Origin of the sequence: Blautia glucerasea (assembly GCF_013304385.1) — a bacterium.
Lineage (GTDB): Bacteria > Bacillota > Clostridia > Lachnospirales > Lachnospiraceae > Blautia_A > Blautia_A ammoniilytica.
This window is the reverse complement of sequence record NZ_JAAITU010000031.1, coordinates 1-12,264: the sequence shown is the minus strand read 5'-3', so window position 1 is coordinate 12,264 and position 12,264 is coordinate 1. Positions and strand designations below refer to the sequence as shown.

13 protein-coding genes are annotated in these 12,264 nt (G+C 44.1%); 5 read left to right on the top strand and 8 right to left on the bottom strand.

Annotation, left to right across the window (positions count from 1 at the left end; genetic code table 11):
* Positions 1-23 precede the first annotated feature (23 nt).
* The 3 genes from G5B11_RS12240 to G5B11_RS12230 form a co-directional block, all read right to left on the bottom strand.
* The gene (locus tag G5B11_RS12240) at positions 24-296 is read right to left on the bottom strand and encodes a YabP/YqfC family sporulation protein (RefSeq protein WP_173728376.1); all 273 of its coding nucleotides are present in this window, start codon (positions 294-296) and stop codon (positions 24-26) included.
* A 66-nt stretch (positions 297-362) separates the two neighbouring features.
* Positions 363-905, bottom strand: a complete 543-nt coding sequence (locus G5B11_RS12235; protein WP_158420924.1) for a DUF2284 domain-containing protein — start codon at positions 903-905, stop codon at positions 363-365.
* Positions 896-1,924, bottom strand: coding sequence for a tRNA dihydrouridine synthase (locus tag G5B11_RS12230; RefSeq protein WP_173728374.1), 1,029 nt, complete (start codon positions 1,922-1,924; stop codon positions 896-898). Before G5B11_RS12230 ends, G5B11_RS12235 begins: the two co-directional genes overlap by 10 nt.
* Positions 1,925-2,134: 210 nt before the next feature.
* On the opposite strand from G5B11_RS12230, the gene G5B11_RS12225 reads away from it, so the two are divergent.
* Positions 2,135-3,292 (top strand): pyridoxal phosphate-dependent aminotransferase, encoded by a 1,158-nt coding sequence (locus G5B11_RS12225; RefSeq protein WP_158420923.1) that lies wholly within the window; start codon positions 2,135-2,137, stop codon positions 3,290-3,292.
* 13 nt (positions 3,293-3,305) lie between these two features.
* Here G5B11_RS12225 and rlmH read toward each other — a convergent pair whose 3' ends face one another.
* The 4 genes from rlmH to G5B11_RS12205 form a co-directional block, all read right to left on the bottom strand.
* Entirely contained in the window at positions 3,306-3,785 is a 480-nt protein-coding gene (rlmH, locus tag G5B11_RS12220) for a 23S rRNA (pseudouridine(1915)-N(3))-methyltransferase RlmH (protein ID WP_158420922.1), read from the bottom strand.
* Between the two features lie 16 nt (positions 3,786-3,801).
* Positions 3,802-4,107, bottom strand: coding sequence for a Dabb family protein (locus G5B11_RS12215; protein ID WP_158420921.1), 306 nt, complete (start codon positions 4,105-4,107; stop codon positions 3,802-3,804).
* A gap of 16 nt (positions 4,108-4,123) precedes the next feature.
* Positions 4,124-6,649 (bottom strand): FtsK/SpoIIIE family DNA translocase, encoded by a 2,526-nt coding sequence (locus tag G5B11_RS12210; protein WP_158420920.1) that lies wholly within the window; start codon positions 6,647-6,649, stop codon positions 4,124-4,126.
* A gap of 66 nt (positions 6,650-6,715) precedes the next feature.
* Entirely contained in the window at positions 6,716-7,591 is an 876-nt protein-coding gene (locus tag G5B11_RS12205; protein ID WP_158420919.1) for an undecaprenyl-diphosphate phosphatase, read from the bottom strand.
* Positions 7,592-7,924: 333 nt separating this feature from the next.
* Here G5B11_RS12205 and G5B11_RS12200 point away from each other — a divergent pair, with 333 nt between their 5' ends.
* The 3 genes from G5B11_RS12200 to G5B11_RS12190 all read left to right on the top strand — a co-directional run bounded on the left by G5B11_RS12200 (position 7,925) and on the right by G5B11_RS12190 (position 9,075).
* Positions 7,925-8,122, top strand: a complete 198-nt coding sequence (locus tag G5B11_RS12200; protein ID WP_158420918.1) for a hypothetical protein — start codon at positions 7,925-7,927, stop codon at positions 8,120-8,122.
* Positions 8,091-8,717 carry a LytR/AlgR family response regulator transcription factor gene (locus tag G5B11_RS12195; RefSeq protein WP_158420917.1) on the top strand — a complete coding sequence of 209 codons (627 nt, stop codon included), beginning with the start codon at positions 8,091-8,093 and terminating at the stop codon, positions 8,715-8,717. The genes G5B11_RS12200 and G5B11_RS12195 overlap by 32 nt, the downstream gene beginning before the upstream one ends.
* Before the next feature lie 130 nt (positions 8,718-8,847).
* A complete protein-coding gene (locus G5B11_RS12190) occupies positions 8,848-9,075 on the top strand; it encodes an alpha/beta-type small acid-soluble spore protein (protein ID WP_158420916.1) in 228 nt (75 codons plus the stop codon).
* A gap of 93 nt (positions 9,076-9,168) precedes the next feature.
* On the opposite strand, the gene G5B11_RS12185 is transcribed toward G5B11_RS12190, so the two are convergent.
* Positions 9,169-10,422 (bottom strand): DNA polymerase Y family protein, encoded by a 1,254-nt coding sequence (locus tag G5B11_RS12185; RefSeq protein WP_158420915.1) that lies wholly within the window; start codon positions 10,420-10,422, stop codon positions 9,169-9,171.
* Positions 10,423-10,708: 286 nt separating this feature from the next.
* Here G5B11_RS12185 and G5B11_RS12180 point away from each other — a divergent pair, with 286 nt between their 5' ends.
* A complete protein-coding gene (locus tag G5B11_RS12180) occupies positions 10,709-12,106 on the top strand; it encodes a sodium-dependent transporter (protein ID WP_158420914.1) in 1,398 nt (465 codons plus the stop codon).
* Positions 12,107-12,264: the final 158 nt, after the last annotated feature.

The following is a 12,264-nucleotide window of genomic DNA, read 5'->3' as shown; positions in this document are numbered from 1 at the left end:
GCACCTTTCTCATTGCTAGCCGGTTATCCCAGGTGGATATCACCGATCCATCCTGTGATCTCCATTTCATCTCCACAATAGGATAAGATCTGAAGATCTTTGCCACAGACCGTTACTGTACCATGGGATGTTCGTAACACCAGCTTTCCACTGGTATATAAAAGAATACCACGATAGTTCTGGATCACAGCCCGCCTATGCCCTGTCAATGTAACCACAGGCTGGCCATAAGCCAGATCCTCCGGGATCCCGGCAGCTTTTACCAGATTATCCTTCCAGTTCAGCCTTTTTTCCATGGCATTTCATTCCCGGCTTTTTCAACATTGTATGCATCTGTTTTTCAAAATATACAGGTAAAGCCATCAGCGGATCAGGATCAGTGAAAACCATAAGATAGTATTCCCGCCAAGATTGTATTCCATACCCTGTTCTTCCACAATATCACTAACTACCACTCCGTGGCTCTCAAGGCAGGGATGCATCCGATCCGGATACCGGCATGGTTTGCCTTCTTTGTAGGCGCATTTAGGACAGATATCACAGGATTCTGTAGATAGAATATAGATCTGAAAACCTTCCTTTTTCAGAAATTCTCCAACCTGTCCGGTAAGATCCTCATGGGCATGGCGGGTTGAAAGCATCTCCTCCATATTCATAAGATCCGATACCTCTGCCACACTGGAAAAGAAAATCCCCTTGGAAAAGCTGTGGATCTTATCTCCACATTCTTTCAGGCTTCCTACGCCAGGCGGGCACGCCCAGGTAGTTCCATATCTTTCACATTCCTGTCTGCAGATCACCCGAACCCGTTCTTCAATGGCAATGGCCCCGGCATCCAGGATACGATACTCATATATAGGATAATCTGCAATAAAATTCTCCAATCTGGCTGTATCTAGTTCCATGTATTCTCTCCTGGTATATTCTTTACTGAAGTATTCTCTCCTGCTGCATTTTCACCGGATGTGTCATCCTTACTGCCAAATATCAGCTCCTGTTCTGCAAAAAGGCTGGAAACAGCAGCCTGATATTCCTTAAAATGCTGGGCTTTACGGATCTTCTTCAGATATTTTTCATAATTTGTAAAAGACAGTCCCATATAAGACCATAGCTCTTTCATTCGGAAAAGCACATTTTTCTCTCCGGAAAGAAGCTTTTGATAACGGATATAAACCTCCTCATGAAAGGCAGAAAGCCGGTCCTTATCCGGATGGCTTCCCTCCCTGATCTGACTTACAAGCCCCGGATCTGTGATCAGCCCCCGTCCATACATATAACATTCTGTATCCGGAAATTGCCCAGATATCTGTACATAATCTTCCCTGGTAAAAAGATCTCCATTATAACAAAGCGGAAGCGTCCTTTTCTCATATGCTTTTTGGTAAGCCTGAAGTCTTGGCTGATTCTTATAAAAATCCTGACGGATCCTTGGATGGATGATCAGTTCCTTTACCGGATACTTCTCATATATGGAAAAAAGTGCATCCCACTCTTCTTCCTCATCAAAGCCAACCCTTGTTTTTATGGAAATATCCATGTCCGGCAGACCTTCATAGATCTTTTCCAGAAAACGATCCAGCTTCAGGGGAAAGGCCAGGAAGCCAGCCCCCTTTCCTTTTGCTGTTACAGTACCGGAAGGGCATCCCAGGTTCAGATTGATCTCTTTATGTCCGTATTTATCCCGCAGGATCCTGGCTGTATTTATGAAATCATCTGCATTATTTGCCAGAATCTGAGGAACTACATGAAGCCCTTCATTTGTTTCAGGAGAAACCTCACAGATTTCCTTAAAACTTAATTTCTTATCCGGCTTGGCTGACAGGAAAGGGGTAAAATATTTATCCATAGGATGGTAATACCGATGGTAAGCACTGCGGTAAACATGGTTGGTGATCCCCTCCATAGGTGCCATATAATCTTTCACTGCTCTTTTTGTTCTCCTTTCGCCACCCTCAAAATATTCTCTTAATTATACATACATTTATGTTTTGAAACAATCCCTATTTTTTCCTTGGTAAATGAGAACTGCAGATGCAAATAAGAGCCAGAATCTGAATCATTTTCTCTTGTCAGATAAAAAACAGGATGATAAAATAAAGCCCGACCCAATATTTTAGGAAAGAAGGAACTTAAGATGCAGTTTTCCAAACGATTGGAACTATTCGGGGATGAGATTTTTGCTGCCCTGAACAACAAAAGGATCCAGCTTGAACAGCAGGGTAAGAAAATTTATAATATGAGTGTTGGAACGCCTGATTTCCATACACCGGATTATATCAAAGAAGCACTGATAGAAGCAGCAAAGGAGGACTCCAGTTGGCGGTACAGCCTGCGGGATCTGCCGGAACTTCTTGATGCTGTCTGTGCTTATTATCAGAAGCGTTTTCAGGTAAGTATTACCCCGGATATGGTAATGTCTGTATATGGCAGCCAGGAAGGTATGGGACACCTGGGTATGGCTCTTTGTGACGAAGGAGACATTGTACTCCTGCCAGATCCCTGTTATCCGGTTTTTGCAGCTGGCAGCAAGCTTGGCGGTGCAACTCCTTACTACTATCCGCTGGTAGCAGAGCATGATTTCCTGCCTTATGTAAATGGAATCCCTGAAAATATTGCACAGAAAGCAAAATATATGGTGGTTTCTCTTCCTTCAAACCCGGTAGGCAGTATCGCAACCCCCGGCTTATATGAAGAGATCGTAGCCTTTGCAAAGAAATACAATATTTTGATCATACATGACAATGCCTATAGTGATATTATTTTTGATGGTGTATACGGCGGAAGCTTCCTAGCTACACCAGGTGCAAAAGAAGTAGGTGTTGAATTTTTCAGTCTTTCCAAATCCTTTAATGTAACAGGCGCAAGACTTAGTTTCCTGATTGGCAATCCACAAGTGATTGCTGCCCTTCGAAAACTTCGCAGCCAGATCGATTTCGGTATGTTCCTGCCATTGCAAAAGGCTGCTATCGCAGCGCTTACCGGCCCTCTGGACAATGTAACGGAGCAATGTCGCATGTATCAGGAACGGCGTGACGCCCTTTGCAATGGTCTTCACGAAATTGGCTGGGAAATGCCTAATGGCAAAGGTACCATGTTTGTGTGGGCAAGGATCCCCGGCGGCCGTATGGACAGTATGGCATTTTGTATGGAGCTTATGGAAAAAGCAGGGGTGATCGTAACACCAGGATCCAGCTTCGGACCTCACGGAGAAGGTTATGTACGTTTTGCATTAGTACTCCCGCCTGAGAAGATCCGTGAAGCTGTTGAGGCGATCCGCATCAGTGGGATCTGATAACGATTCCCATTTATTTATGATATGGCTCATGATTGATGATCCTGAAGGAGCGGTAGATCTGCTCCAACAGGATCATTTGCATTAACTGATGTGGAAAGGTCATTGGCGAAAAGCTAAGACTGTAATCTGCCCTCCTAAGGATCTGATCCGAAAGGCCTAAGGATCCGCCGATCACAAATGTGATGGAGCTGGTTCCCTGTACGCCTAAGGCTGCGATCTTCTCTGACAGCTGGACAGAATCAAGCATTTTCCCGTTAATAGCCAATGCAATCACATAATCCTGCTCCCGGATGTGCTTCTGGAGCCGCTCCCCTTCTATTTCCCTGATCTGGGTATTTAAAGCCTCTGAGGCCTTATCCGGGGTCTTTTCGTCCGGTACCTGGATAAATTTAAGCTTGCAGTATCTGCCAAGCCTTTTCGCATACTCCCCGATCCCATCATTCAAATATTTTTCTTTTATTTTCCCTACTGATAAAATACGAATTTCCATTTTTATATTACTTCTATTAGTCCATCATATAATCCATAGCTGCACGATTACAGGTATATGGACGGACGTATGTATTTGCTACATTCTGATGATTTGGATTCACTGCATAAGCAGCTAATGCTTCCGGTGTCTCCAATTCTGTAACAAGACAGAAATCATGACTGCTGGAAGAAAGCGGCTCTGTGATCACAAATGCGCTGATCAGACCAGGTACAACACCTACCAGTGCTTCCAGTTCTTTTTTGGCTTTCTCTTTGATAGCCTTTTTCTCACCTTCCGGAACATCTTCTTTGAAATTCCACATTACAATATGCTTTACCATTTGTAAAATCCTCCTTTTATTGTTGTGAGCTTCCGTCTATATAAGACTGAAATTCTTCTTTACTCATAAGTACCTTCCTGGGCTTAGTACCCTCTTCAGGACCTACTACTCCGGCGTCTGTAAGCTGATCCATGATCCTTGCCGCCCGGTTAAACCCGATCTTAAACATCCGCTGGAGCATACCAATGGACGCTCTTTCTTTTTCGATGATCAATTTACCAGCCTCTTCAAAGTATATATCTCTGTCATCCCGGTCAGCCGCTGCACCAGGCATCACCGGTGTATCAACCTGCTGCTGGATCTGGGAACTGTAGGTAACTGCAGGATTCTTGTCAGATAGGAAATTCACCACTGCACTCACCTCTTCATCTGAAACAAAAGCTCCCTGCAGTCTGGCAGGCTTCTGATAGCCCTGTGGATAAAAAAGCATATCTCCTTTTCCAAGCAGCTTCTCAGCTCCGTTCATGTCAAGGATCGTCCTGGAATCCACACCAGAGGAAACGGAAAAAGCGATCCTTGAAGGCATATTTGCCTTGATCAGGCCTGTAATAACATTTACAGATGGACGCTGTGTAGCTATGATCAGATGGATCCCTGCTGCACGGGCCAACTGTGCCAGCCTGCAAATGGCATCCTCCACTTCTCCAGGTGCCACCATCATAAGATCTGCAAGCTCGTCTACAATAATAATGATCTGAGGCATTTTCTCAGGTGCTGCCTCGTCCTGAGACGCAGGCATGGAATCCACTTTACGGTTATATTCTTCCAGATTACGTACTCCATACTCTGCAAAGGTGTTGTATCTGGTAGTCATTTCTGATACCGCCCAGTTCAGGGCGCCTGCTGCCTTCTTAGGATCTGTTACCACAGGAATAAACAAATGAGGGATCCCGTTATATACACTTAACTCCACCACCTTTGGATCGATCATGATCATCTTTACTTCTTCTGGCTTTGCCTTGTAAAGGATACTCATGATCAGTGTATTGATACAAACAGACTTACCTGATCCTGTAGCTCCTGCGATCAGCAGATGGGGCATCTTGGCAATATCTGTTACTACCGGCTTGCCTGCAATATCCTTACCTGCAGCAAAGGAAAGCTTTGATCTTGCATTCTGAAACTCCGGTGACTGAAGAAGATCCCTTAACATAACCGGACTGTTCTCTTTGTTAGGCACTTCGATTCCTACTGCTGCCTTACCTGGGATCGGTGCCTCGATCCTTACATCGGAAGCAGCAAGATTCAGCTTGATATCATCTGCAAGTCCTACGATCTTGCTCACCTTCACACCCTGATCCGGTGATAACTCGTATCTGGTAACAGTAGGACCGCAGCTTACATTTGTGATCGTTACATTCACTCCAAAATTGCGAAGGGTTTCCTGCAGCTTCTGGGCTGTTTTTCGCAGATGGGCATCCGAATCCCCCTGGGATTTGCCACTGCCCTTCTTTAACAGAGTCATTGGAGGAAACTGATATTCCTTCTTAACTTCCCCTTCTTTGCTGTTGATCTCATGCTGGATATTGCGAATCCCATTCTCAATCTCTTTCTTGGAGGATTTAGGGTTCTTAGAGGGCTGCCTTGCGGCCTTCTCTTCCGGCAAAGCCTGGGCTTCCTCCGCCAAAGCCTCAGGTCTTATATTATCACTGCTGTCTTCCTGTATCTGAACAGGCTCAGCCCGGTGTATGGAAAACTCCAGCTGTCCCTGGTCACGCTCCGGTGCCTCTACAACAAAGGTATTGGGGCCAGGTCTGTCATTTCGCTTTTCATGATGCCTGGAAGCAGCACCATTTCTTCTATCTTCCTGTTCCTCTGACTCTATAGCCTCTTCCAGCCTGCGGACTTTCTGTGCACGCTTTTCCTGCTTAGCCTGTGCTTTTGCCCTTGCACGAAGCTCCCTGGCCTTTTCACGGTCAGGACGGCCGTCCAAATAGCTGTCCTTGCCGCCTTTGATCAAAAGCATCAAGCGGTCAAACTCACGGAAAACAAATCCGAAAAAGGACTTCTGGGTGATCAGCACCAGGCATACCATCAGCACCATAACGATGATCACACAGCCTCCTACCGCACCAAATGCAGAAGTGGTGGAAATGCAGATCGCACCACCGATAAGGCCTCCTCCGGTATGGTATGCAGAACACTCCCTGTAATAATCCTCCAGTGTGGTCCCGCTGATATATCCCTCTGTGACCAGCTGCACAAGTCCGCATAATGCAAGAAAAAAGACAGCTGCTGCAGCTACCTTTTTCCGGGCAAGCAGGCTGGTTTTGTTGGAAAGCAGGAAGGCTGCTCCAATGAAAAATACTACAGGAAATGCATAAGCCAGAACTCCCATAATGCCAAAAAAGAAGCTGCTGATCCCATTGCCTACAATGCCTCCAAGACCAAAATCGCTTACAAGAAGGATAATGGACGCAGCCAGGATCACCAGAAGGATAATATCATTCTGAAATCCATTGGCTGCTGCCTGCTTCTTTTTCTTTTTTGAACTGGCTGTACGCCCGGATGTACGTCTTTTGGATGTCTTAGAACCTGCCATCAGTGAACAAACTCCCCTTTACTAAATTAATTATTCAAAATACATGCTGCGTTCTTGCTGAATTCTCTACCTGTAATTAATTACCAGTGCAATAATCCCTGCCAGGAAGCAGTAAAATGCAAAATAACGCAGCTTTGTCTTCTGAAGGATAACAAGCAAAAACCGGATGGTAAAAAATCCAGTCACAGCTGCAGTCAGCATCCCAAGAATATAGGTAAAACCAAGTCCTACTGTCATTCCAGGTGATGCAAACTGACCAAGCTCCAGGACCAGAGCACCTGCCACTGCCGGAACGCTCATAATAAAGGAATATTTCACAGCGAACTTACGGCTCAGCCCGCAAAGAAGTCCTGCACAGATGGTCATACCTTCTCTGGAAATCCCTGGAAATACACTCAGTCCCTGGCAGATCCCCATCCACATGGCACTGTCGTACCCGGCTTCCTTGGGGGTCTTGTTCATGCCTGCCTGACCCAGATCTGTTACCAGCAGGAAAATCCCTGTGATCAAAAAACAGATCCCCGGAAGCAGTGGTGAAACAGCCGCCTTTGCAGCCAGTCTGCGGCAGGTATAACCAAGAACCGCTGTAGGAACAGATGATACAAGGATCAGTGCTGCAAACTTACGGTATGTGCCATATACGATCTTTGCATAATGCAGATGCTCTCCTGTCCTTCTGTTATGTATATACAGGTTAAGATTACCTGCAAGATCCATGGCCATGCCAAGGAGCTCTTCTCCTATCCTTTTAAGATCTGACCAGAAAACAACAAATATGGCTGCAAGCGTACCTGTGTGCAGCATCACTTCAAAAAGAACACCTGCCTGTCTCTCTGCGCCGAAAAGCTTCTCTACTGTAGCCAGATGGCCAAAGCTGCTTACCGGGAGAAATTCGGTGATCCCCTGTATAATTCCTAACAGAATTGCTAATAATGGTGACATGCTATACTTTCCTTTTCTCAATAGTTTTGTTCATTATAGCACAAGAATCTAAAAGTTACAACTTTTCTCGAACAACTGTTTCTGTTTTGATTCTTCACATTTTTTTCGCATACTTGTACAGATTTTAGGTGATTTTTTCCAATTTTTGCACGGATATTTCTTGCCTGTATATTCAAATTTATGGTACTATCATAAGTGTGTTAAACACCCAAATCCAGATATGGATTCAAAGCTACCAATTATGATACCTACGGATTGCTTCGTGCTATGCGCTCCCACAATCCTGCCCTGGTATCTTATGTATGGCAGATTATAAAATACAGGAGGATGGGTATGAATATACAGGAAACCGCAAAATTTGCAGCAACTATACTAACCAATTATTATAATAACGATATCCGGCTCTTTCTGGAATCCTGCCACAAAGATGTATTGTGGATCGGTCCTGCCGAAAAACAGATCATCCGCACTAAAGCAGCGCTGATTGAAGCCTTCAGAAATGAACATCACAACCTTAAAATTCATTATTAACAATCTTACAGTTACACCTATTTCCGCCGGAAGTGCCAAGACCTGTGAGATACTTCTGTTTTTCCTGGTGGATACCATCTGGCCGGACAAAAGCGTAAGCCGGGCAAACCAAAGAATACAGCTTACCTTTGTAGAAGAAAACGGGCGGCCACAGATCAAACTTTGCCACATTTCCAATGCCATCGCCTATGATGAGCGTGACAATATCTACCCTGTCCATTATGATGAAAATTATGAGCACTATAAACATTATACCCTGGCCGGTGAAGCCCGTTCTGAAAGACTGATCATTAAAAGCGTAAACAAATCCCTTTTATATCTGCAATGGCCCAGGATCCTTTATGTGGAAAGCCTTGGCTCCCATACCATGATCCATACCCTGGACGGTGATTTTGAATCTATTGACAATCTGCTTTCCATTAAAAACCATTTCAGTGAGCTGTTCTATCAGATTCACAAATGTTATTTGATCAATCCGAAGCATGTACGTGAGATTATAAGATTTCAGGTCACTATGACAGACGGCACCACTCTTCCGATCCCTGAAAAAAAATATACAGCAGTCAAAGCCGATCTTACAAAAGCTGCTGACTGATTTTTTATCCTATATCTGTCATCTGGGATTTTTCAACCTGAAAAAAAGCAGGAATTTCCAGTGTATTTTCCTTGGGTCAGCACATACTAGCAATGTAACATCAAACAAAACAACCAAGGAGGAAAATCAAATGACAAATTCTACTTCTTCTAACAAAGCAGTTGTACCAGAGGCCAAAAGTGCTTTAGACCGTTTTAAATTTGAAGTTGCAAATGAACTGGGTGTCCCCCTTACAGATGGATATAACGGAAACCTGACTTCCAAACAGAACGGTTCAGTGGGTGGATATATGGTCAAAAAAATGATCGAGTCCCAGGAAAGACAGATGTCCGGAAGCCAGGGCGGCCAGTCTTACTAAAGAACAGGCAACGGCAGCGTGTATCTGGCATAGAACACAAATTCAAAAATGCGAAGAATTTCCAAACTGTTGGGGCCTATCCGGCCCCAACTTTCATGTGCGATGCTTATCTAATCCGTTCTCTGCTTTTGCTTTTCTTCCGATCCTGCCGCTGCTGTTCATAATACTGGCTCTGGTCACTTTGTCATTGCCATATTTCAAACGTATGGAATCCAGGGCAGCATCCAGCTTCCGTCTTTTCTCTTTGTCCCTGGTATCTTCAAACATGCTCATCTGCTCATACATCCCATCGTTAAGTCCTGTCAGGGAAACCCCCACCAAACGTAAAGGCTGCCCCTTCCAGAAATCCAGAAAAAGCTTCTGTGCATATTTGAAAATCTCATCCGTAATATCTGTTGCACTTTCAATGGTCATCTGATGAGAACGGTTTTTAAAATCCAATGTACGGAAAGAAACCGCAATACAGCTGCATTTCTTTTCTTTTTTCCGAAGTCTGGCTGCAAGTATGTCACACTGGGCCAAAAGCACCTGAAAGACCTGCTCCTTCGAAACAAGATCCTCATTAAATGTGGTCTCCACGCTAAGCCCTTTGCTTTCTTCTGCTTCTGCCCGAACAGGAGAGTCATCCCTCCCACAGGAATACTGATACAGCTGATGTCCGTTCTTTGTTCCCAAAAGCATCTGTATATGGGATTCATCTTCATGTGCCAGATCACCGATGGTGTGGATCCCAGCCTCCTCCAGTTTCCGCCGGGATGCTTTTCCAAGGAAAAGAAGCTCCCCCACAGGAAGCGGCCACATCTTTGTGGGGATTTCCTCCGGAAATAAGGTGTGGACTTTATCCGGTTTTTCAAAATCAGAAGCCATCTTAGCCAGAAGCTTGTTTACGGAAATCCCTATATTTACAGTAAACCCCAGTTCTCTGTGGATCTTGTCCTTGATCTCACAGGCCAGGGCTACAGGATCCGGATAAAGCAGGGATGTACCTGTCATATCCAGGAAAACCTCATCAATGGAAAAGGATTCCATTACCGGTGCATAAGATGCACAGATTTCCTTAAAGGCCCTGGAGCACCTTAAAAACAGGCTAAAATCTCCCGGCACAACTACCAGCTCAGGACATTTTTTGAGAGCCATCCCTACAGGCTCCCCTGTACATACCCCATATTTTTTTGCAGGAATTGATTTGGCTACCACAATCCCTGTCCGGGTCCTGGGATCTCCGCCAATCGCAGAAGGGATCTCCCTCAGATCCGGAAGCCCTTCTTTTACCCGGCGTACTGCTTCCCAGGAAAGAAAAGCACTATTTACATCCACATGAAAAATCAATCGCTCCTGTTCCATCATCTATTCTCCAAAAATATGCCAGGATCTAATTAAAGGATCCTGCAGCTTCACTATCATTTTTTTATAAAAATATCCAGAAAACACTTTCTGCTTTCCGGACACCACCATTATATCATATATCTGACCAAAATATAATATTTCAAATTTTTTTTACAAATAAATCTCCTTACATGAAATCCTCTTTGTTTACATTTTATTCCTTGTATATTAAAATAAAAGTTAAATATTATAAATGTCTGTCAAAAATCAGTCGTTTAACAAAAGAATATGAATTGAGGTAATATCAATGAAAGAGAAAAAAAGTAACTTCAGTAATTCTATCGGCTTTGTCCTGGCAGCTGCGGGAAGTGCAGTAGGCGTAGGAAATATCTGGCGCTTTCCCTATCTTTGTGCTAAAGATGGCGGCGGACTTTTCCTGATCATCTATCTTATCCTGGTGCTTACCTTTGGCTTTGTGCTGCTTACCACAGACATTGCCATCGGAAGAAAGACTAAACAAAATGCCCTGAAGGCATTTGGCACTTTGCATCCTAAGTGGAGATTCCTTGGATATCTTACATTCCTTGTACCTGCCCTGATCATGACTTATTACTCTGTAATCGGCGGATGGATCACCAAGTATTTCTGTGAATATATTATTTCCGATGGATCTGCCCTTTCCAAGGACAGCTATTTTACATCATTTATTACATCCAAGGTTTCACCTATTGTTTTTATGCTTATATTTCTGGCACTGACAGCCTGGATCGTATACCGTGGCGTAGAAAAGGGAATCGAAAAATTCTCCCGCTTCATCATGCCTGGACTGATCATTTTGATCCTTGTCATTGCCATTTTTTCCCTGACTCTTTCCAAAAAAGATACAGACGGCACAGTACGTACAGGCCTTCAGGGATTATGGGTATACCTGTATCCTGATTTTTCCGGTCTGACTGTAAAGCGCTTCCTTGAAATCCTTCTGGATGCTATGAGCCAGTTATTCTTTTCTTTAAGTGTCTCCATGGGTATCATGGTCACTTACGGCTCCTATGTAAAAGATGATGTAAATCTGAATAAATCCATTAACCAGATTGAAATATTTGACACAGGTGTGGCTTTCCTGGCTGGTATGATGATCATCCCTGCAGTATTTGTCTTCCTGGGCACCGATGGAATGGCTTCCGGCCCAAGCCTGATCTTTATTTCTTTGCCTAAGGTTTTTGAAGCTATGGGGCCTGTAGGAAAAATAACAGCCATTGCTTTCTTCTTAATGATGGGCTTTGCTGCACTTACTTCCTGCGTGTCCGTTATGGAAACCCTGGTTGCTAACTGCATGGAAATCTTCCATAAAACCCGTAAACAGATGTGCAGCATGATCGGGATCTATTCTCTTATTACAGCTGTGCTGATCTGTCTTGGATATAATGCACTGTACTTTGAACTGCCACTTCCAAATGGTGCCACTGCACAGCTGCTGGATGTAATGGATTATATCAGCAACAGCTTCCTGATGCCGTTTATCTCCTTCCTTACCAGTATTCTGGTGGGCTGGGTGATCGGTCCTAAATATATTATCAGTGAGGTAGAACGAAACGGGGAACATTTTGGTCGTGCCCGCCTGTACAGCTTTATGATCCGTTTTGTAGTACCTGTGGTAATGCTGATCCTTTTCCTGGTGTCTACCGGCATCGGAAATCTTTTTTAAATAGATTAATATAAATCTTCTTCTAAGCAAAAACGCCACTTCCTTCCCGGGAAGTGACGTCAGACTGTAGACAAAGCCCTGCTTTTGCAGGGTTTTGCTATTGTTGGAACCGCTTTTCTGATATAATAAATATCAGAAGGGCGGTGTTTTTTATGATG